This window comes from Xanthomonas sp. WHRI 7065, from assembly GCF_040203115.2.
Taxonomy (GTDB): Bacteria; Pseudomonadota; Gammaproteobacteria; order Xanthomonadales; family Xanthomonadaceae; genus Xanthomonas; species Xanthomonas arboricola.
This window is the reverse complement of the sequence record NZ_CP168194.1, coordinates 4887970-4910000: the sequence shown is the minus strand read 5'-3', so window position 1 is coordinate 4910000 and position 22031 is coordinate 4887970. Positions and strand designations below refer to the sequence as shown.

General features: G+C 63.6%; 13 protein-coding genes, 1 tRNA gene and 2 rRNA genes (1 of these 16 running past the window's edge). 11 read left to right on the top strand and 5 right to left on the bottom strand.

Features of this window, described 5'->3' with window-relative positions:
- The 6 genes from ABQY64_RS20415 to ABQY64_RS20390 form a co-directional block, all read left to right on the top strand.
- Nucleotides 1-56, top strand: a tRNA-Ile gene (locus ABQY64_RS20415) (it extends 21 nt beyond the left edge of the window).
- A gap of 227 nt (nt 57-283) precedes the next feature.
- Nucleotides 284-3164: ribosomal RNA gene (locus ABQY64_RS20410) — 23S ribosomal RNA — on the top strand.
- A gap of 112 nt (nt 3165-3276) precedes the next feature.
- A 5S ribosomal RNA gene (rrf, locus tag ABQY64_RS20405) occupies nt 3277-3391 on the top strand.
- 276 nt (nt 3392-3667) lie between these two features.
- On the top strand, nt 3668-4483 hold the full coding sequence (gene mutM / locus ABQY64_RS20400) for a bifunctional DNA-formamidopyrimidine glycosylase/DNA-(apurinic or apyrimidinic site) lyase (RefSeq protein WP_349780233.1): 816 nt from the start codon (nt 3668-3670) through the stop codon (nt 4481-4483).
- 184 nt (nt 4484-4667) lie between these two features.
- Nucleotides 4668-5771, top strand: coding sequence for a DUF4380 domain-containing protein (locus tag ABQY64_RS20395; RefSeq protein ID WP_349780234.1), 1104 nt, complete (start codon nt 4668-4670; stop codon nt 5769-5771).
- A 68-nt stretch (nt 5772-5839) separates the two neighbouring features.
- Entirely contained in the window at nt 5840-7441 is a 1602-nt protein-coding gene (locus tag ABQY64_RS20390) for a glucan biosynthesis protein D (protein ID WP_349780235.1), read from the top strand.
- 146 nt (nt 7442-7587) lie between these two features.
- On the opposite strand, the gene ABQY64_RS20385 is transcribed toward ABQY64_RS20390, so the two are convergent.
- Together ABQY64_RS20385 and ABQY64_RS20380 are read right to left on the bottom strand one after the other, a co-directional pair.
- Nucleotides 7588-8832 carry a GAF domain-containing sensor histidine kinase gene (locus tag ABQY64_RS20385; RefSeq protein ID WP_349780236.1) on the bottom strand — a complete coding sequence of 415 codons (1245 nt, stop codon included), beginning with the start codon at nt 8830-8832 and terminating at the stop codon, nt 7588-7590.
- Between the two features lie 522 nt (nt 8833-9354).
- Nucleotides 9355-9990, bottom strand: coding sequence for a thymidine kinase (locus ABQY64_RS20380; RefSeq protein ID WP_349780237.1), 636 nt, complete (start codon nt 9988-9990; stop codon nt 9355-9357).
- A gap of 113 nt (nt 9991-10103) precedes the next feature.
- On the opposite strand from ABQY64_RS20380, the gene rep reads away from it, so the two are divergent.
- The 3 genes from rep (at nt 10104) to ABQY64_RS20365 (ending at nt 13919) form a co-directional block, all read left to right on the top strand.
- Nucleotides 10104-12080 (top strand): DNA helicase Rep, encoded by a 1977-nt coding sequence (gene rep, locus ABQY64_RS20375; protein WP_024937657.1) that lies wholly within the window; start codon nt 10104-10106, stop codon nt 12078-12080.
- A gap of 63 nt (nt 12081-12143) precedes the next feature.
- A complete protein-coding gene (locus tag ABQY64_RS20370) occupies nt 12144-12734 on the top strand; it encodes a GNAT family N-acetyltransferase (RefSeq protein ID WP_349780238.1) in 591 nt (196 codons plus the stop codon).
- A gap of 150 nt (nt 12735-12884) precedes the next feature.
- Nucleotides 12885-13919 carry a DUF4272 domain-containing protein gene (locus tag ABQY64_RS20365; protein ID WP_104544535.1) on the top strand — a complete coding sequence of 345 codons (1035 nt, stop codon included), beginning with the start codon at nt 12885-12887 and terminating at the stop codon, nt 13917-13919.
- Nucleotides 13920-14051: 132 nt separating this feature from the next.
- On the opposite strand, the gene ABQY64_RS20360 is transcribed toward ABQY64_RS20365, so the two are convergent.
- Nucleotides 14052-14720: a YceH family protein gene (locus tag ABQY64_RS20360; protein ID WP_047127679.1), complete on the bottom strand. Its 669-nt coding sequence runs from the start codon at nt 14718-14720 to the stop codon at nt 14052-14054.
- A 306-nt stretch (nt 14721-15026) separates the two neighbouring features.
- On the opposite strand from ABQY64_RS20360, the gene ABQY64_RS20355 reads away from it, so the two are divergent.
- Both ABQY64_RS20355 and pyrF read left to right on the top strand, forming a co-directional pair.
- Nucleotides 15027-15983 carry a 5'-nucleotidase, lipoprotein e(P4) family gene (locus ABQY64_RS20355; RefSeq protein WP_104623959.1) on the top strand — a complete coding sequence of 319 codons (957 nt, stop codon included), beginning with the start codon at nt 15027-15029 and terminating at the stop codon, nt 15981-15983.
- Complete coding sequence (gene pyrF, locus ABQY64_RS20350) at nt 15980-16711, top strand: orotidine-5'-phosphate decarboxylase (RefSeq protein WP_349780239.1); 732 nt, start codon at nt 15980-15982, stop codon at nt 16709-16711. The genes ABQY64_RS20355 and pyrF overlap by 4 nt, the downstream gene beginning before the upstream one ends.
- 243 nt (nt 16712-16954) lie before the next feature.
- Here the strand turns inward: pyrF and ABQY64_RS20345 are convergent, their stop codons facing one another.
- Together ABQY64_RS20345 and ABQY64_RS20340 are read right to left on the bottom strand one after the other, a co-directional pair.
- Nucleotides 16955-18475, bottom strand: a complete 1521-nt coding sequence (locus ABQY64_RS20345) for a tryptophan halogenase family protein (RefSeq protein ID WP_349780240.1) — start codon at nt 18473-18475, stop codon at nt 16955-16957.
- 247 nt (nt 18476-18722) lie between these two features.
- The gene (locus ABQY64_RS20340) at nt 18723-21755 is read right to left on the bottom strand and encodes a TonB-dependent receptor domain-containing protein (RefSeq protein ID WP_349780241.1); all 3033 of its coding nucleotides are present in this window, start codon (nt 21753-21755) and stop codon (nt 18723-18725) included.
- Nucleotides 21756-22031 lie beyond the last annotated feature (276 nt).

Sequence of the window (22031 nt, the reverse complement as noted above, 5' to 3'; positions counted from 1 at the left end):
AGAGCGCACCCCTGATAAGGGTGAGGTCGGTAGTTCGAGTCTACCCAGACCCACCACTCTGAATGTAGTGCACACTTAAGAATTTATATGGATCAGCGTTGAGGCTGATACATGTTCTTTTATAACTTGTGACGTAGCGAGCGTTTGAGATATCTATCTAAACGTGTCGTTGAGGCTAAGGCGGGGACCTCGAGTCCCTAAATAATTGAGTCGTATGTTCGCGTTGGTGGCTTTGTACCCCACACAACACGGCATGTAGCTCCGAGGCAACTTGGGGTTATATGGTCAAGCGAATAAGCGCACACGGTGGATGCCTAGGCGGTCAGAGGCGATGAAGGACGTGGTAGCCTGCGAAAAGTGTCGGGGAGCTGGCAACAAGCTTTGATCCGGCAATATCCGAATGGGGAAACCCACTGCTTCGGCAGTATCCTGCAGTGAATTCATAGCTGCTGGAAGCGAACCCGGTGAACTGAAATATCTAAGTAACCGGAGGAAAAGAAATCAACCGAGATTCCCTAAGTAGTGACGAGCGAACGGGGAGCAGCCCTTAAGCTGGAATGGCTTTAGAAAAACAATCTGGAAAGATTGGCCATAGAAGGTGATAGCCCTGTATTTAAAAGGGCCACTCCAGTGAAGACGAGTAGGGCGGGGCACGTGAAACCCTGTCTGAATATGGGGGGACCATCCTCCAAGGCTAAATACTCCTGACCGACCGATAGTGAACCAGTACCGTGAGGGAAAGGCGAAAAGAACCCCGGAGAGGGGAGTGAAATAGATCCTGAAACCGTGTGCGTACAAGCAGTAGGAGCTCGCAAGAGTGACTGCGTACCTTTTGTATAATGGGTCAGCGACTTACTGTTCGTGGCAAGCTTAACCGTATAGGGGAGGCGAAGGGAAACCGAGTCTGATAAGGGCGCATAGTCGCGGGCAGTAGACCCGAAACCGGGTGATCTAGTCATGGCCAGGGTGAAGGTGCCGTAACAGGTACTGGAGGCCCGAACCCACGTCTGTTGCAAAAGACGGGGATGAGCTGTGATTAGGAGTGAAAAGCTAATCGAACCCGGAGATAGCTGGTTCTCCTCGAAAGCTATTTAGGTAGCGCCTCGGACGAATACTACTGGGGGTAGAGCACTGTTATGGCTAGGGGGTCATCGCGACTTACCAAACCATTGCAAACTCCGAATACCAGTACGTACTATCCGGGAGACACACGGCGGGTGCTAACGTCCGTCGTGAAAAGGGAAACAACCCAGACCCACAGCTAAGGTCCCAAATTCACTGCTAAGTGGAAAACGATGTGGAAAGGCATAGACAGCCAGGAGGTTGGCTTAGAAGCAGCCACCCTTTAAAGAAAGCGTAATAGCTCACTGGTCGAGTCGGTCTGCGCGGAAGATTTAACGGGGCTAAGCAGTGAACCGAAGCTTGGGGTGCATAAAACTTGTTTTATGCGCGGTAGAGGAGCGTTCCGTAAGCCTGCGAAGGTGGATTGAGAAGTCTGCTGGAGGTATCGGAAGTGCGAATGCTGACATGAGTAACGATAATGCGGGTGAAAAGCCCGCACGCCGAAAGCCCAAGGTTTCCTTGCGCAACGTTAATCGACGCAGGGTTAGTCGGTCCCTAAGGCGAGGGCGAAAGCCGTAGTCGATGGGAAGCAGGTTAATATTCCTGCACCTCGCGTGAGTGCGATGGAGGGACGGAGAAGGTTAGGTGTACCGGGCGTTGGTTGTCCCGGGGAAAGGCGGTAGGTTTGGATCTTTGGCAAATCCGGGATCCTTTAAGACCGAGCACCGAGACGAGCCTTTATGGCGAAGTCACTGATACCACGCTTCCAGGAAAAGCTCCTAAGCTTCAGCTCACGAAGACCGTACCGTAAACCGACACAGGTGGGTAGGATGAGAATTCTCAGGCGCTTGAGAGAACTCGGGTGAAGGAACTAGGCAACATGGCACCGTAACTTCGGGAGAAGGTGCACCCTTTTTGGTGGCTCATGCGAGCTATAGCTGAAGAGGGTCGCAGAAACCAGGCCGCTGCGACTGTTTATCAAAAACACAGCACTCTGCAAACACGAAAGTGGACGTATAGGGTGTGACGCCTGCCCGGTGCTGGAAGGTTAATTGATGGGGTCAGCCGCAAGGCGAAGCTCTTGATCGAAGCCCCAGTAAACGGCGGCCGTAACTATAACGGTCCTAAGGTAGCGAAATTCCTTGTCGGGTAAGTTCCGACCTGCACGAATGGCGTAACGACAGCGGCGCTGTCTCCACCCGAGACTCAGTGAAATTGAAATCGCTGTGAAGATGCAGCGTTCCCGTGGCAAGACGGAAAGACCCCGTGAACCTTTACTATAGCTTTACACTGAACGTTGAGTTCGTCTGTGTAGGATAGGTGGGAGGCTATGAAACTGTGGCGCTAGCTGCAGTGGAGCCATCCTTGAAATACCACCCTGTCGTGCTTGACGTTCTAACCTAGATCCGTTATCCGGATCAGGGACCGTGTATGGTGGGTAGTTTGACTGGGGCGGTCTCCTCCTAAAGAGTAACGGAGGAGCACGAAGGTACGCTCAGCGCGGTCGGACATCGCGCACTGTGTGCAAAGGCATAAGCGTGCTTGACTGCAAGATCGACGGATCAAGCAGGTACGAAAGTAGGTCTTAGTGATCCGGTGGTTCTGTATGGAAGGGCCATCGCTCAACGGATAAAAGGTACTCCGGGGATAACAGGCTGATACCGCCCAAGAGTTCATATCGACGGCGGTGTTTGGCACCTCGATGTCGGCTCATCACATCCTGGGGCTGTAGTCGGTCCCAAGGGTATGGCTGTTCGCCATTTAAAGTGGTACGCGAGCTGGGTTCAGAACGTCGTGAGACAGTTCGGTCCCTATCTGCCATGGGCGTTGGAAGTTTGAGAGGGGCTGCTCCTAGTACGAGAGGACCGGAGTGGACGAACCTCTGGTGTTCCGGTTGTCACGCCAGTGGCATTGCCGGGTAGCTATGTTCGGAAGCGATAACCGCTGAAAGCATCTAAGCGGGAAGCGCGCCTCAAGATGAGACTTCCCGGGGCACAAGCCCCCTAAAGGAACCATATAGACTATGTGGTTGATAGGTCAGGTGTGTAAGTACAGCAATGTATTGAGCTAACTGATACTAATGATCCGTGCGGCTTGACCATATAACCTCAAGTTGCCTTGGTCCCAACGAACGTTGGTAGATCACCAAACGCAAGCTACGTCACAAGTTACCTATGCGAGACGAGCGCTATCAAGCGCTGCTCCAACCGTCTCCCTGGTGAAATTAGCGCTGTGGAACCACCCGATCCCATCCCGAACTCGGAAGTGAAACGCAGCTGCGCCGATGGTAGTGTGGCTCAAGCCATGCGAGAGTAGGTCATCGCCAGGGGCTTTACCCGAAACCCTCAGTCCAATAGGACTGAGGGTTTCTTTTTGCGCGAAATTTAAGCTAAAGCCGAAGGCAAAGCCAGAGCCAGAGCCAGAGCCAGAGCTAAAGCCGAAGCCGAAGCCAGAGGCAAAGGTCCGAATCTCACCACGGCACTCGGACGCTCTAGGCGCAATCGAGCACCGTAACGAGGCTGGGGCGACGAGCTGGATTTACTGCCGTCGGCCACCATATTGACCGGTGCCGGCACACCGCCGGCCTGGCCAATTGGAGACCTGCATGCCCGAGCTGCCCGAAGTCGAAACCACCTTGCGTGGACTGGCTCCGCATCTGGTTGGCCAACGCATCCATGGCGTCATCCTGCGACGGCCCGACCTGCGCTGGCCCATTCCTGAGCAGATCGAACGCTTGTTGCCCGGCGCGACCATTACCGATGTGCGTCGCCGGGCCAAATACCTGTTGATCGATACCGATGCCGGCGGCAGCGCGCTGCTGCATCTTGGAATGTCGGGAAGTCTGCGCGTGTTACCTGGCGATACCCCGCCGCGGGCGCACGATCATGTGGATATCAGCCTGGAAAATGTCCGTGTCCTGCGCTTCAACGATCCGCGTCGGTTTGGTTGCCTGTTGTGGCAGAGCGATGCACACGTGCACGATCTGCTGGCGGCACTCGGCCCGGAACCATTATCGGATGCATTTACTGGCGATTATCTGCATGCACTGGCGAGTGGCCGGCGCGCGGCAGTGAAAACCTTTCTGATGGATCAGGCGGTCGTCGTGGGCGTGGGAAATATCTATGCGGCAGAAAGCCTGCATCGCGCCGGAATCAGCCCATTACGCGAAGCGGGCAAAGTGTCATTGGACCGTTACCGGCGCCTGGCCACGGCAGTGAAAGACATCCTCGGCTACGCCATCCAGCGCGGCGGTACCACGCTGCGCGATTTCATCAGCCCGGACGGGGCGCCCGGTTACTTCGAGCAGGAACTCACGGTGTATGGGCGCGAGGGTGAAGCCTGCAAGCAGTGTGGACGTGTCTTGAAACACGCCACGATCGGGCAACGTGCGACGGTGTGGTGTAGTAATTGCCAGCGTTGAACGCCGGACAGATGACCCACGCTGATCGAAACACCAGCCTCCAGTTCTGCGTCAGCTACGACAGCTGGCGAGTCGCCCTCGGGTAACAGCAAACGGCGCGCTTGGAGTCACAGTGGCCGATTGCTTGATGGTGCGTTGCCGTGCATCGCGCCACAATCGTGACGTCCTGCGATTGGAGTCGTCCATGCCTGCCTCACTGCGCTACTTCATGCCGATCATGCTTGTGGGTGTATCAGCGTTGCCGCTGGCAACAGGCGCATGCGCGGATGAGCTTGCGTCTAGCGCCCAACCTGCAGTTGAGCGCATCCAGTTGCACAACGGGGTTGTTGAACTCAGTGCTACGCCCGCGTTCGGTGGGCGCGTACTGTCCTTCAATTTGCGTGGACACCCCAACGTGTTGAAGACGGGTGAGGCGGTTGGTCAGCAGCCCGTGCCAGAAGTGTCCGCGACCGCAGGCGATATCCCGTACCTCGGCCACGATGTCTGGGTAGGGCCGCAGAGTCAGTGGTGGGTGCATCAACAGGTCAACCCGACACGCAAGGCGGCCACCGCGGTCTGGCCACCGGATCCGTATCTGTCGTTGGCAACCACACGTGCAGTCACACGTAGTGGCGATGAACTGATCCTGGAAGGCGTGCCCAGTCCCGTCACCGGCGTGCAGCTACGCAAGCGCGTGGCTCTTGCATCCACGCGTGCCGATACCGTGGAGGTAGAAGCAATCGCTCGGAATATTCGCAAGCAGCCGATCGCCTGGGATCTGTGGTTCAACACGCGGGTTGCCGCGGGCACGCGTGTATTCGTACCGGTTGCCGACGCGGCAGACATTCGCCTCCAGCCGCCGACCGAGGCCGGCACGGTTGCGCCGACCTACCGGCATCAAGGCGGCGTGTTTGCGTTGCGTGCCGATGCGCGACAGGACGGGCTGATTCAGCGCGGCAAGGTGTTGTTGCAGCCTTCGGCAGGCTGGATGGCGGGCTTTGCGGGCGACCAGGTGTTGGTGATCCGCTTTGCGCATCAGCCGCTGTCCGCGATCCATCCGGAGCAAGGGCAGGTGGAACTGTATCTGGACGCGCCGCCGCAGCATCCCGAGCGCGGGCTGCTGGAAATGGAAGTGCACGCACCGTACCGGCAGCTGGCGCCAGGCGAGCGCATGCAGGCGAACGAGCAGTGGACCTTGCTGCGCTACACCGGACCCGACGCGCAGCAGGCGCAACACCAGTTCCTGTGCAGCAAGGCGCAGGAGCTGCAGCTGACCAATGCGTGCGCGCCTTCGTCTGCCGCGCCCTGACCTCCGCATTCACCTCCGTGCCGAGCTGTGGCTATGATGGCGGCCATTCCCTGAGCAGACCGATGCGCATGCAACGACGCCACTTCCTGAAGAATGCCGCCGCCGCATTGGCCGCGCTCGGTTTGCCGGCGCTGCCGCAGTGGGCGTTGGCGGCCAAGGCCGTTGGTCTGCGTCGCTTGGGACAGCCGCAACCATTCGACTATGGCTGGCTCAAGGGGCAGGCGCGTGCGTTGGCTACGGCGCCTTACAAGAGCCATAAGCAGCTGCTTCCCGGGTCGCTGGAAGCATTGAACTGGGATCAATACCAGTCGATCCGCTACCGCCAGGACCATGCACTATGGGCCGACGGCAACGGCAAGTTCCAGGCGAAGTTCTTCCATCTGGGGCTGTACTTCCACACCCCCGTGCATATCTACGACATCGTCGACGGCCAGGCGCAGCAACTTGCGTACGACCCGGCGGCGTTCGATTACGGCAGCAGCGGGCTGGGCGGCAAGCAGTTGCCCAAGGACCTGGGCTTTGCCGGGTTCCGTCTCAATACGCGCAAGGACACCGATCGCGATTTCTCGGCCTTCCTGGGCGCGAGCTATTTCCGCGCGGTTGGCAAGGAAGGCCAGTATGGGCAGTCGGCGCGCGGGCTGGCGATCGACACCGGTACCGGTGGGCCGGAGGAGTTCCCGGACTTCATTGCCTATTACCTGGAGCAGCCGGCCGACGATTCGAACACCGTGGTGGTGTACGGGCTGCTGGATTCGCCCAGCGTTGCCGGTGCGTATCGCTTCGCCATCACCAATGGCGAAGTGCTGGTGATGGAGATCGACAGCGCGCTCTACCCGCGCAAGACCATCGAACGGCTGGGCATCGGCCCGTGCACCAGCATGTACCAGGTCGGCGAAAACGATCGCCGCATGGACTGGGACTGGCGGCCGGAAATCCACGACACCGATGGCCTGGCGATGTGGACCGGCGGTGGCGAGTGGATCTGGCGGCCGTTGTGCAATCCGCTGCAGCTGCGCTTCAACATGTTCGTCGATGAGAATCCGCGCGGATTCGGCCTGCTGCAGCGCGATCGCAACTTCGACCATTACCAGGACGACGGCGTGTTCTACGAGAAGCGGCCCTGCCTGTGGGTGGAACCCAAGAACGGCTGGGGCAAGGGCTCGGTGCAGCTGGTCGAGATTCCGACCGTGGACGAGACCTTCGACAACATCGTGGCGTTCTGGAATCCGCAGGACAAGCCGCAGCCGGGGCAAGAGTTGCTGATGGGGTACCGGTTGTATTGGGGTGCGCATCCGCCGGCCAGCTCGCCGCTGGCGCATTGCGTGGCCACGCGCACCGGCCTGGGCGGCATCGTCGGGCAGAAGCGCAGCCATTTCTCGTGGCGGTTTGCGGTGGATTTTGCCGGGGGCGAACTGGCTGCGTTGGCCAAGGACCCCAAAGCCAAGGTCGAGGCCATTCTCCAGGTGTCGCGTGGCAGCACCGAGATCGTGTCGGCGCGTCCGCTGCATGAGCTCAAGGGCTATCGGGCGATGTTCGACCTGGTGCCGCCGGATGACAGCACCCGGCAGATCGATATCCGCCTGTTCCTGCGTGCCAACGGCAAGCCGCTGACCGAAACCTGGCTGTACCAGTGGACGCCGCCACCGGCAAGCGATCGCAAGATCTACTAGCGCACAGTACGTCGCGCGACCGATACGAGACGCGATTGGCAGGAAGGTGCGGATGGCGCAGTGACGACAGGCCGCGGATCTAGGATGTCGACCGCAGTTGCATTGCAGCCGCACAGTCGCTGATGCGGCGCCCAGGCCCCGCGGACTCAGGCCGACGTCGAGCTGTTGACCAACTGCATGCGCGCACGCGGGCGCAGGCAGGCCAGGTCCACCCGGAAGCAGGTGCCGTCCTTGCCGCTGAGAATGCGTAGTTCGCCTTGATGGGCCCGGGCGATCTGGGCGGCCATGTGCAGGCCCAGATCCACTTCGGGCAAGGCGCGTCCGCCGGTGTGCACATGGGTGGAGGCCTGCAGCACGTCGAGCCGGCGTGGATCGATCCCGTCCAGATTGCAGACCTCGATGCGCAGGCGGCCCTGCTCGGTGACCGCGACCGCCTTGATCAGCGAACTCTGTTGCCCCTGCACCACGGCGTTGATCATCAGGCTGCCGAACATCTGCGCCAGGCGCACCGCGTCGCCATGCACCGGCTCGTCGATGGCCACATGCGTGGACAGCACCTGGTTCGGATACGCGGCGCGGGTTTCATCGACAACCTGCGACAAGGCATCGAGCAGATCGCTGCCGTTGCCGTAGTCCAGTTGCAGCCAGTCGCGTTCGATACCGCGCGCGAAATCGTTGGCGAAGTCGATCAGTTCTTCCATGCGCCGCAGGCTGCGCTGCATCGACCGGATCGCGCCGCCCTGGCGCTGGTTAAGCGGGTCGATTGCCAGCATGTCCACCACCGCATGCATGGACTGCAGCGGGTTGCGCAGATCGTGGCCAAGGATGCCGATGAATTCTTCGCGCAGGCGCGCAGAGGCGCCGATACGTCCCAGTTCGCTGCGTGCGCGCCGCGATTCCTGCGCGCTCTCTTCGGCGCGTTGTTCGGCCTGGATCTGCGCTGCTAGCAGTTGCGCCAGCAGCTCGACCTTTTCCACCATCGGCGCGTCCATGACGCGCGGCAACGGGTCCAGCGCGCACAAGGTGCCGAACACGCTGCCGTCGTCAAACTTGATCGGCACCGACACATAGCTCTCGAAGCCGTACAGCCGCGGCGTGGGGTGGTCGCGGAAGACCGGGTGCTCGGAGGCATGGCCGAACCACAACGCGTTGCCCTGGGTACGCACGCTGTCGCAGAAAGTGGTGACCAGGGGCAGCTCGTCGCCGGGCGCCAGGCCGAACGACAGCTCGTCGCGGACCTGGCAGGTGATCCAGCGCGTATCGGTCACGCGCGCAACAGCCGCGAACCCCATGCCGGTCAGACGGGTGAGAATGGTCAGGACATCCGGGACCGACGATAGCCGGCCAACACGCGCGATATCTGCGCGTAACTCGGGAGGAAGCGGACCCATGAATTGCCTCCCGACAAGTGGATGGTCGCCAGTTTACAGGACTGTGGTTGCGCCTGGTTGCGCGCGGATCGCTGCAACGGCACCGCAACGATACGCCTGTTGATGTGTAGCGGAAATACAGCGGCGATCGAATGCCTGCAGGGGTTTATCGACGCATCACACGTGCATACCGGAGCAGCGCGTCAACGGCATTTCGGCTGAATTCTTCAGCCAGTTACCACGGCGGTTTACCTGCCCGATGGCGGGCAAATACCCGGCGCGGCAAGGCCGAATCATCCAGGAAGTGGCGTGTCGCGATCCGCGCATCAAGACCATCTGGCGGGATCGGGTCATGGCCGCCGCACAAGGACGGTATCTGTGCGTGGGCAAGGCTTCGTCGGGTGCGCAACCGCTTCGGCATGACGATGCCATTCTCACTGGGCGACATGCCGATGCCCGGTTTCGTAGAAGATCGGCATTGCCCGCGGCAGGCGACATTCTCGGCGTCGCGCTGCACCTCAGTCAGCGCGATGCCGTGGAGCGTTACGCGCCCGCCGGCGGCAGCGGCAGCGCGATCTGCAGCGGGTCGATGCGGCCTTCGCCACGCATGATCTTCTTGAACTCGGCGCGGCTGACCGACACGTAGCGCTCGTTGCCGCCGATCTCCACCTGCGGGCCGTCCTGCACCGCGTGGCCTTGCGCATCCACGCGCACGGTCATGGTGGCCTTGCTGCCGCTGTGGCAGATGGTCTTGATCTCCTCCAGCTCGTCCGCCCAGGCCAGCAGGAACTGGCTGCCCTCGAACAGCTCGCCGCGGAAGTCGGTCCGCAGGCCGTAGCACAGCACCGGAATGCGCAGGCGGTCGACCACCTCGCTCAACTGCCAGACCTGGCCACGGCTGAGGAACTGCGCCTCGTCCACCAGCACGCAATGCAGCGCGCCTTCGGCCTGGATGTCGCGTTCGATCAGTTGCTGCAACTCGGTGCCGCGATCGAAGGTGCGCCCGTCCGCGCGCAGGCCGATCCGCGAGGCCACCACGCCGCTGCCGGCGCGGTGATCGAGCTTGGGCGTGAGGATCAAGGTGCGCATGCCGCGTTCGCGGTAGTTGTGCGCCGACTGCAGCAAGGTGGTGGTCTTGCCGGCATTCATTGCCGAGTAGTAGAAATAGAGCTTGGCCATTGGTGGATTTTACCGGGCCGGGCGGCCGGCGGTGACAGCCATCTGCATGAACCGGCTGCGCAGGCCTGCCCGGCGCGGCGCCGGTACAATGGCCTGCTCTGTTGGAAGCCTCTATGCACGGTCTCAATCCCCCGCAAAGCGCCGCAGTGCTGCACTGCGAAGGTCCCTTGTTGGTGCTGGCCGGTGCCGGCAGCGGCAAGACGCGCGTGATCGTGGAGAAGATCGCGCACCTGATCGCCACCGGCCGCTATCCGGCCAAGCGCATCGCCGCGATCACCTTCACCAACAAGTCGGCCAAGGAAATGCGCGAGCGTGTGGCCAAGCGCATCCGTGGCGATGGCGCCGATGGCCTGACCATCTGTACCTTCCACGCGCTGGGGCTGAAGTTCCTGCAGATCGAGCACGCCGCTGCCGGCTTGAAGCGCGGCTTTTCGATCTTCGATTCCGACGATGCCGCCGCCCAGATCAAGGACCTGATGCACGGCGCCAAGCCCGACGCGATCGAAGATGCCAAGAACCTGATCTCGCGCGCCAAGAACGCCGGCCTGTCGCCCGAACAGGCGATGGCGGCGGCACGCAGCAACCGCGAAAAGGAAGCCGCCAGCCTGTACGAGCGCTACCAGGCGCGGCTGACCACCTTCAACGCGGTGGACTTCGACGACCTGATCCGCCTGCCGGTGCAGATCCTGGAGGCCAACGAAGAGATCGTGATGGGCTGGCGCGAGCGCATCGGCTACCTGCTGGTGGACGAGTGCCAGGACACCAACGATGCGCAGTACCGGCTGCTGAAAATGCTGGCCGGGCCGCGCGGCAACTTCACCTGCGTGGGCGACGACGATCAGAGCATCTACGCCTGGCGCGGTGCCAATCCGGAAAACCTGCAGCAGATGGGCCGCGATTATCCGGCGCTGGAAATCATCAAGCTGGAACAGAATTACCGCTGCTCCAACCGCGTGCTGCGTGCGGCCAATGCCTTGATCGCGCACAACCCGCACGAGCACTTGAAGACCCTGTGGAGCGATCAGGCCGACGGCGAGCGCATCCGCGTGTGGGAATGCCGCGACAGCGAGCACGAAGCGGAAAAGGTCGCCGCTGAGATCTCGTTCCTGGGTACCGCCAAGCAGGTGCCGTGGAGCGATTTCTGCATCCTGTTCCGCGGCAATTTCCAATCGCGGCCGCTGGAAAAGGCGCTGCAGCTGCTGCGCGTGCCGTATCACCTGACCGGTGGCACCGCGTTTCTGGAGCGGCAGGAAGTCAAGGACGTGCTGTCGTGGTTGCGGCTGATCGTCAACCCCGAAGATGACGCAGCGTTTTTGCGTGCCGTGCAGTCGCCAAAGCGCGAGGTCGGAGCGACCTCGCTGGCGCGGCTGGCCGAGCTTGCCAGTGCGAAGTCGGTGCCTATGTCGCGCGCGGCCGAGTCGATGGGCGCGCTGCAGCACCTGCCGCCGCGTGCGGCCAATGGCCTGAGTGCGTTCACCGATATCCTGCGCGATATGCGCGAGCATTCGGCCAGGCTGCCGGCGGGGGAATTGGTGCGCATGCTGGCCGACAAATCCGGCCTGCTCAACGACCTGCGCAATCAGTCCAAGGACGAAACCGGCTTCCAGCGGCGCAAGCGCAATCTGGACGAGCTGGCCGAGTGGTTTGAAGGCGGCCCGCGTGGTGCAAGTGCCAGCGATCTGGCCGCGCAGCTGGCGTTGTTGTCGCGCAACGACAAGGACGATGGCGGCAACCAGGTACGCATGATGACCATGCACGCGTCCAAGGGCCTGGAATTCCGTTATGTGTTCATCGTCGGCTGCGAGGACGGCGTGCTGCCGCATGAAGTGAGCCTGGAAGAAGGCAACCTGCAGGAAGAACGCCGGCTGCTGTATGTGGGCATCACCCGCGCCAAGGAGCAGCTGTGGATGAGCCACAGCAAATTGACGCGCAAGTTCGGCGAGCATGTGCGGCTCAAGCCCAGCCGCTTCTTCGACGAGATCCCGGCCGAAGAATTGCAGCGCGATGGTGCCGACCCGGTGGCCGATGCCGAGCGCAAGAAAGAGCGCGCCAGCGCGGGCTTGGCGGCGATCCAGGCGTTGTTCGACTAGCGGTTGTTGCGTACCACGCAGGCTTGCCAGCGACCCGCCTGCACGGCAGTCTGGTTTGCCCTGATGCCGGAGTGCGCCGTGACTGTCGTGATCGAAACCCCGCGTTTGCGCCTGCGGACATTGGATCCCGAGCGCGATGCCGACGCCGTGCTGACGCTGGTCAACGACCCCGGCTTCATCGCCGGCATCAACGACCGCGGTGTGCGTACCCGCGAGCAGGCGCGTGATCATCTGCGTGAGTGGGCGCAGGCGCACCAGGAAAAATACGGCTTTGCGCACTGGGCGGTGGAGACGCGCGCCGAAGGGACGTTTGCCGGCACATTGGGGTTGTTGTGCCGCGATACCTTGCCGATGCCGCATATCGGCTTTGCACTGCTGCCCGAGCACCGCGGCAAGGGCTATGTCAGCGAGGCCGGGCGCGCAGTGCTGGACCATGCGCGCGATGTGCTGGGGTTGCCGCAGCTGTGCGCGATCGTGTCGCCGGACAATGCCGATTCGATTCGCGCGCTGGAAAAACTCGGATTGCAGCGGCAAGGCCTGCGCGTGTTGAGCCAGGAGGACCACCCGGTGCTGTATTACACGATCGCGCTCGCTCCGGCCGACATGGACAGCCGGGCAGGCCTGCGGCACCCTGGCGGCGACTCTCACCGCTGAACGCGGCCGACACAACGCAGCAAACAGTCGTCAGCGCGGCGGGCACGGCGCGCAGGTACTTCGGTGGACGAAGGGCGCAGCGACTCCGCACCGCACCTGCCTGGCGATGAGCGCCGTCGTTGTGTCCGTCGCCCCAACAAGGACACTTGCATGCCATTGCTGGTCAACGCCTATTCCACGCTGCGCGAGCCGTTGTGGCCGGATTTCCTGCCGCGCGCCGCCGTGCAGCACCGCGACCACGCCGATCCGGAATTGGCCACGCATCTGCATGGCTTCGTCGGCTACGTGAATCAGGCCGGCGACGGCCAGATGACCCAGCCGCGCTATCACCTGATGCGGCATGTGCAGCGTGTGCGCCAGCACTTCACCTTCGAGGTCGACGATGCGGCCTTCGGGGAATTGGCGCAGTGGGCCGAGCAGGCCAACGCGGTGTGTTTCCTGGCCGACGGTAGCGTGCGCGATCCGCATGGGCGGGTGCTGATCAGCCAGGGCGAGCCGGCGATCGATGAGCAGGCGCAGGTGCCGTATCCGCCGGATGCCTTGCAGCGGCGTGCGCAGCAACTCGCGCAGCTGACCGCGCAAGGCATCCGCGTGCCACCCAGCCTGCCGCCGGTGCCTGGCGAGGCCGAAGCACGGGTGCGCGATGCGGCGGCGGTGACGCAGCGCATGCTGGCGTTGTTTGCGGTGGCCTTGCGCGCGGAGATGCTGGCCGCCGGCGATACGCCACCGGCGTTGGAAGCGATGGACGCCCGCCTGCCCGGTGTGGCAGCGGCACTGTCGCCGCAGGAGCGCGCCTTTTTTGCCCAGCCTGCGCCGGAGCCCCAGCAGCTCGCCAACTTCGGCTGGCGCTACGAGAGCCTGGCCGTGCTGCAGTGGGCCCTGGGGCTGGCCGAGGCGCTGCCGGAGCCGACCGACCTGTGCGATGTACCCCTGGCCGCCCAGCGCGCGCTGGAGCATGCCGAAGCCGCGACGCGGCCGTCGCTGACGCTACGGCCGGTGCCCGAGCTGCTGGATGCGCTGGACCGGCACTTGCGCCTGCATTGGGCGGTGCGCCAGGCCGGCCAGAGCGAGCAACCGCCACCGGCCGGCATCGTGCCGGGCGTGGTCTACGAGCGTCACTACACCCTCAACTGGCTGCTGCACTTCGAAGACGCCGACTGGGACGAGGTGGATACGCCGACGTAAGCGGGCCGGCCGCAGGCTGCGCCGTCACTGCGCGGCCTGCGCGTCGTCTGGCGGTCTGGCCGGTCGTTGCGTGCTTTGCGCCCCGCGCAGGGGTCGATGTGAAGCGGGCATCTCCAGGTGCGGACCGTCGCGCTAGGCGCCAGCCGCCTCCAGGCGCGCCTGCACGGCGGCCAGCGCATCCTGCAGCTCGGCGACGGTGGCTTCCAGCGTTTGTACGCGCGCTTCCAGCTCGCTGCTGTCGGCGTTGCTGCGGGGGCCTGGCGCAGCGCGTGCCGCCGCGGCCTGCAACGCCTCCACATCCAGCTCGCCGCTGAGCAGATGCATGTAGCGGTCCTCGCGCTGGCCGCTGGCACGCGGCAGTTGCACCGCCAGGCCGCGCTGGATGAGCCGGTCCAGATGGTGGCGCACGTCGTCGGCATCGTTGAAGCGCGCCAACCGCTCGCTGCGCGCGAACAGTTCGCCCAGGGTTTGCGGGCCGCGCAACAGCAGCAGGCCGATCAGGGCGACCTGCTGGCGGGTCAGGTCCAGCACGCTGCCCAGCCGGTGCTCGTAACGCTCGGCGCGCGAGGAAAACTGCTGGCGGACCAGCCCCAGGGTTTCGAGTTGACGCAGGGCGTGATGCACCACGCCGGTCTGCAGGTTCAGCACCGGCTCGCGTGCGGTCTTCTGGTTGGCGGCCACCTGCGCGGCGTTGACCGTGAGCGGATACGCATCCGGCGTGGTCGCCTCTTTTTCGATCAGGCAGCCGAGCACGCGGGCCTGGGCGGTATCGAGGACGGGCGGGGAAGGTGCATCTGTCATGGGGGTGACTCCGGGGCAATCAGCGCACAAGGATATGCCGATCCTGCATCGGCATTCTTCAGGCCGCGATCCCATGCAGGGCAGCCAGAGCGGCAACGGCAGCGAAGACGCAGGCAGGCGCCGGGGCTGTCAGTCGTCGCAGGCGCATGAGGCACTCGCGCATCGCCAGCAAATGCCGCAGTGGCCACGTCGTCATGCGTGCGCACGTGCCGCTGCCCGCAGCACTGCCGTCGGCCGGAGCGGGCGGGGCGGCGCGAACCCGCTAAAATCGCGGTCTTCATTGCCGCTCCTGTCCTGGTAGATGCCATGCGCCCCTCGCTTTACGCCCCGTTGTCCCTGCTCGCCTGCACCGCGCTGGCCCTGAGCGCCTGCAAACCCGGCGACAAGGAGCTGGCGCAGCGCGCGCAGGACGCCGCCGTGTCCGCCAATGCGGCCGCCGGCGCCGCCGCAGCCAAGACTGCCACGCCGCCCGCAGCCGCCACCGCGCCGGCCGGCGACGACAACCTCAACGCGGTGTTGTGGATGCAGCGCTCGGAGGAATACCGCGCCGTGGCCGAGCAGACCTACCGCGCCGCTGCCGACAAGCTGGACGCTGCGCTGAAGCAGCCCAACTGGGACGCGCTGGTGCCCGAGGAACGCGGCAATGCCGCCACCGGGCTGAAGCCGGCGGTGGTGCTGGACGTGGACGAGACGGTGCTGGACAACTCGCCCTACCAGGCGCGCCTGCTGCGCGACGGCAAGGAATACGACGAGCTGAGTTGGGACCAGTGGGTGGCGGAGAAGAAGGCCACCGCGATCCCGGGCGTGGTGGATTTCGCCAAGGCCGCCAACGCCCGCGGCATCACCCTGGTCTACATCTCCAACCGCGCCGTGCATCTGAAGGACGCCACGCTGGCCAACCTGCGCAGCGTCGGGCTGCCGGTGGCCGATGACAGCGTGTTCCTGGGCCTTGGCACGGTGGTCCAGGGCTGCGAGCAGAACGGCAGCGAGAAGAACTGCCGGCGCCAGCTGGCCGGCCAAAAGTACCGCGTGCTGATGCAGTTTGGCGACCAGCTCGGCGACTTCGTGCAGGTCACCGCCAACACCGGCCAGGCGCGTGGCGCGCTGCTGCAGCAGTACCACGACTGGTTCGGCGAGCGCTGGTGGATGCTTCCCAACCCCAGCTACGGCGGTTGGGAGCCGGCGCAGTTCAACAACGATTACGCCCAGCCCTGGCAGCAGCGCCACGATGCCAAGCGCGCCGCGCTGGAGGTGGCCCGATGAGCCGCGCCCCGCTGCCGCTGGCCGCGCATGAGCGGCTGATCTTCGCGCTGGATGTGCCTGGCCACGACGAGGCGATCGCCTGGGTCGACCGCCTGGGCGAGTCGGTGTCCTTCTACAAGATCGGCATGGAGCTGCTGGCCTCTGGCGAGTACTTCCAGGTGCTCGACGCCCTGGCCAGGCGCGACAAGCGCGTGTTCGTGGACCTGAAGTTCTTCGACATCCCCGCCACCGTGGCCGGCACCATCCGCCGGCTGGCGCAGTGGCCGGTGAGCTATTGCACCGTGCACGGCTGGCACGCCGGCATGCTGCAGGCCGCCGCCGAGGCCAACCACGGCGACATGCGCCTGCTGGCGGTGACCGTGCTGACCTCGATGGGCCGGCCGGACCTGGCCGCGATGGGCATCGACCGCGAACCGGTGGAGGTGGTGGTGGAGCGCGCGCTGGCCGCGCAGGCCGCCGGCATCGACGGGGTAATCGCCTCCGGCCAGGAGGCCGGCCCGATCCGTAGCGCCACCGGCGTGGGGTTTTCAATCGTCTGCCCCGGCATCCGCCCCGGCGGCCCGGTCGGCGACGATCAGCAACGTACCGTGGGTGTGGCGCAGGCCTTCCACGACGGCGCCGATGCCATCGTGGTCGGCCGGCCGATCCGCCTGGCTGCCGATCCGGCCGCTGCGGCGAATGCGATCCAGGCAGGAATCCAGGCAGTGCTGCGAGCGGAGCAGCACTGACGGAGCATGGGGATAGCGCACGCCGCACGCGGCGCAAGCAAGCAAAATCAATAAGTTAAAGCGATAGAATTAAAGTGTTGCTTTAACGTTAAAGCCTGCGTACGATGCCCCTCGTCCGATGTCAGTCGGAAGCTGTGCCACTCATTGTCCACCGGGCTTGTCCCGGTTTTCGAAGGGATCGGGCCTTGTGCCCGGTCCTTTTTTTTGCCTGCCGATCGGCGACTGCGCCGGCGGTGCCGTCGCTCAACGCGGCGCCGTTGCCTTGCAGTAGCGATCAATGAACTGCTGGTGGGTCGGCATGACGTCCACGCAGTGGCCGATGGTCTGCGCCACGCTGGCCAGGAAGCGTTCGGCGTCGTGATTGGGCACCTGGTCCACCAATGGGTGGTAGCCCTGCGGCAGGATGCCCTGGCCGACCATCACCTGCACCCAGCTGATCTCGGCGAACATCTCCTCGGCATTGCGATAGAAGCGCCCGCTGTCGCGGAACAGGTCCAGCGTGGTCTGTAGCTCCGGGGTGATCGGCATCGTGCGGCAGTGGCGCCAGAACGTGCTGTCGTCGCGCTCGGTGGCGTGGTAATGCAGCACCAGGAAATCGCGGATGCGGTCGAACTCGAACGCCAGCCGGTCGTTGTAGCGCTGCACCAGCACCGGGCTGATGCCCTCGCGCGGAAACAGCTCCAGCAGCCGGGAAATGCCGGCCTGGATCAGGTGGATGCTGGTCGATTCCAGTGGCTCCAGAAAGCCGCTGGCCAGGCCCAGCGCCACCACATTGCGGTTCCAGAACTGCTTGCGCCGCCCGGTGGTGAAGCGCAGCGGGCGCGGGTCGGCCAGCGGCTTGCCCTCCAGGTTGGCGAGCAGCGTGGCGGCGGCTTCGTCGTCGCTGATGTGCGCGCTGGAATACACATAGCCGTTGCCGGTGCGGTGCTGCAGCGGGATGCGCCACTGCCAGCCGGCCGCGCGCGCGGTGGAGCGCGTATACGGCGTGGGCGGGCCGACGTTTTCGCTCGGCACCGCCAGGGCGCGGTCGCAGGGTAGCCAATGGGTGAAGTCGTGGTAGCCGGTGTGCAGCGCTTCTTCGATCAACAGCCCGCGGAAGCCGGAGCAGTCGATGAACAGGTCGCCGCTGACGACCTGCCCGGAGGCCAGCTGCAGCGATTGCACGTGGCCACTGTCCGCATGCAGCTGCACCTGCTCGACCAGGCCTTCGATACGGGTGACGCCGCGCTGTTCGGCGTAAGTGCGCAAGAAGCGCGCGTACTGCGTGGCGTCGAAGTGATATGCGTAGGCGATATTGGCCAGCGGCGAATTGGCCGGCACATCGCCGGCCGAGGTCATGAACTTGCCGCGCACCGCGGCCACGGTGTTGAGCGTATAGGCACCCAGCGGCTGCGCCTTGCCGCGCGCGTGCTGCTTGATCCAGTACTGGTGGAACGGCAGCAGCCCGAGCGGGTGCCCGATCTGGGTGCCGAAGCCATGGATGTACGACGTGCCGGGCCGCTGCCAGTCGACGAACTCGATGCCGAGCTTGAAGCTGCCCTGGGTCTGGCGGACGAACTCGGCTTCGTCGATGCCGAGCAGGTTATTGAAGGCCTTGATGTGCGGCACGGTGGCCTCGCCGACGCCGACGGTGCCGAGCTGTTCGGACTCAATCAGCTGCACCTTGAAGCCGGGGCCAAGCACGCGCGCGAAGGCCGCGGCGGCCATCCAGCCAGCGGTGCCACCGCCGACGATGACGATGTTGCGGAGGGGAGCGGGGATCATGGAAGTCCGGTCCTGAGAAGAAGAGAAGCCGCCAACAAAACGTCTGTGGTCATTGCCAGGCGGTTGCAATCGATACACGGGACAACATGCACCACGTGCACACCGTTACGTCGCAAGTGTGTGATGCCCAACAGACGACTGCCCGCTATGTTTTGTTCGCCACTCTGAAACTGACAGGCGAACGGGGCCACGCGGCCCCGTTCGACTCACGCGCATGCAGGCGCATGCGCGTGCACGTTGCAGTGGATCAGAACTTTGCACCCACTTCGAAAATCACGCTGCGTGGCACGTAGCCGATCTCGCCGTCGTTGACCACGGTGATGTCCGGCTCCAGCCGACCATTACTGCCGAAGCTGTTGTACTGGTACTGGGTGAAGTTCTTGAAATCGAACACATTGAGCACGTTCACCCGTGCGGTCAGCTTGAAGTCGCCAGCCACGGTGAAGTCCTTGGTGGCCTGCAGATCCACGGTGCGGTAGCCCCAGATCTTGCCGCCCAGCAGGAACTTGCCGTTGCCCGGCGGAGTGACGCCGATCTGCTGGCAGGTGCCGCCATCGGGATCGGTGAAGCCGTAGCAGGCAATCGTGTTGATCGGCTCGGGCGTTGCCAGCACCAGCTTGGCGCCGAAGGTGACGCCCCACGGACCATCCAGCGAGCCGGAGGCCACGAAGCGGTGCGCCGAGACCGCATCGGACTTCACGAACGGATAGTCGCGGATGGTGGCCTTGTCGAATGCAAACGGCTCGTCGATGTTGCGGTTCTGGCGCGCGCTGGTATGCGTGTACGCCAGGTTCAAGCCCCAACCCGATTCCTTGGTGTAGGGCTTTTCGGCCGACAGCAACACCTGGCTGCTGCGCTGCTCCAGACCGTTGTTGCCGATGATGGTGTTGCGATAGCCCGGCACCGGCTCGCCCCACGGCACGCCGCCGTTGGCATCGAAGTACGCGCCGTTCGGATAGCGGTTGACCAGGCTCATCACCAGCCCGTCGTAGGACAGGATCCGCTGGAAGGTGACATCGGTCAGCCAATCGCCGACCTGGTTGCTGATGCCGATGCTGTACTGGTCGCTGTACGGGGTCTTGAGCTTGTTCTTGAACATGAAAAGCTCGGAGCTGTCGCTGGTGCCGGGGATCGTGTTGAGCTGATCGATGCCGGTGAGAAACGCCGGATTCCAAGGCGCACAGGCGCGGTCGTCGCGGAAGCAGCCCTGGCCGCTGGCGGCATCGCTGAAGTACACCACTACCGGCGACAGCGCGGCCTTGACCGATTCCAGCGCGAGCTGTTCGAACAGGTTGCGGTCGTAGGAACGGCCCGCACCACCGTGGATCACTGCCGCCTCATCGCCGAACAGGTCGTAGGAGAAGCCCAGACGCGGTGCCCAGGCGTCCTTGAAGTTCTTGCGGTTGTTGCCGGTGCTGATGTAATCGGCCACGTTGACGCCGCTGGGCAGCAGGCGGTTGGCCCACGGCTGACCGGGGTTTTCCGGGTCGTCGGAATACAGCGCATTCACGAACGGCTGCGAGGTCACGAAGTCGGTGTAGGCCGGGGTGTCTTCGTAGTCGTAGCGCACGCCGATGTTGATCATCAGCTTGTCGGTGGCGGCCCAGTCGTCCTGCAGATAGATGCCGTACTGCTTGGACGGCGACTCGACCACCGGCAGCTGGCCGGGGTTGTCGAACGCACGGATGTAGCGCACCTGGAACGGCACCGGAGCCACCCCGTTCTGGCCGACTTCATAGCTGAACTGAGGATTGAGCGAGCTCGATTCGCGCGAGGTCAGCTTGATGTCGCGGTAGGTCACACCGGTCTTGATGGTGTGCTCGCCATGCCACTGCAGTGCGTTGAAGGTCAGATCGTTCTGGAACGACCAACCCTTCTGGCTACGCAACTTGAAGTCTTCGCCACTGGCGGCGCCGGTGTTGAGGAACACCCACTGGCGCGGATCGGCCTGGGTGCGGTCGATGTAGGTGTAGATGGAACCGTTGCCCACACCGCGCGGCGTCGGCACATTGCGCGAATCTTCGGTGGTGAGGATGGCTTCGTTGAACCAGCTGTCGGCACTGTGCTGCCAACGCAGGCTGGTGCGCTTGTCCTTGTTGATCTTGTCCACCGCGCGGTCGGGTGCGTTCTGGCCGCCCACATTGCTGACCTGGGTTTCGTCGCGATACTGCGTGGCCAGCTCGATGCGATCATTGTCGGTCGGTTCGAAGTCGATCTTGCCGAAATACAGATCTTCGGTGAACGGCATGTTGGACGCGCCGTACTGGTCGCGCAGGTTCGACGGCAGCAGGCCGATGAATGGCGCCGCTTCGGCACTGGGCTGCACGCTCTTGGGCGCGACATTGTCCTTGCCTTCGTAGGCGAAGAAGAAATGCATGCGGTCCTGGATCAGCGGGCCGCCGATCGCAAAACCATATTCCTTGGTCTGCGAATCGACCTTGCCATCGGCTTCGTCCGGGCGTTGCTTACGCAGGTCCTGATTGGTGAAGCGGTAGAACGCCTCACCATGGAACTCGTTGGTGCCGGACTTGGTCGCCGCAGTGATCGCCGCGCCGCTGATCTGGCCGTATTCGGCCTTGTAGTTGGAGGTGATGACCTTGTATTCGCCGATCGCCAGCTGCGGGAACGGGTTGCCCTGGGTCTCGTCCTGGCCGGCGATGCCGCCGCCGGAAACGTAACTCTTCTGGCTCACGCCGTCGATGTACAGGTTGCTGGAGCTTGCGTTGGACGCACCGCCGCGCAGCTTGGTGTTGCCATCCTGGTCGATGGTGAACACCATGCCCGGCACGGTGTCGGCGAATTCCAGGAAGTTGCGCGTGGCCTGCGGCAGCTGCTGGATCTGGCGCAGCGACACCGTGTTACCCACCTCGGAGGTCTTGACGTCGCGAATCATCGGCGCGCTGACCGTCACCGTGTCCAGTGTGGTCGCGTCGCCGGCGGGCGCTGCGGCCGCCTCGGTGCCGAGATCGACGGTGGCGCTGGAGGCCACCGACAGGGTCACCGTGCGGCTGGCGCCGTTGGATTCGACCTTGTAGGTGCCCGGCTGCAGACCGACGATGGTGTAGTTGCCGTTGGCATTGACCGGTGCGCGTCGCACCGAGCCGGTGGCAAGGTTGGTGACGACGACCTCGCTGCCGCTCTGTGCGGAAGCGACCTGTCCGCGCAACGTGGCGTTGCTGGACTGGGCCATGGCCGGGGTGGTGGCGAACAACGAGGCAGCCAGGGCGCAGCACAACAGGCTACGTGCCGGCAGGGTGGAGACGGTGCGGTGAGTCTTCATGACTTTCCCCCTCCCAGGGGTAAAGCGCGAACCAGTGAAGTGACTGGCGCGTCGAGGTTGGTGCTTGGTGTGGATGGAACGGGTACAGCGGGCAACAAACAGCAGGGACGGCAAACACAGCAAAAACGGTCGCCAACCGGAGCGTGCCATCTGCGGCATCGCGCGCATCGCGCGTCGCGCCGCAGCAACACACCTCAATCGGGACAATGCAACAAGCCTGCGGCCGGCCCCTCCCCATTGCCGTGGGGCCGATGCAGCTTAGGCAGCGGGTGCGGT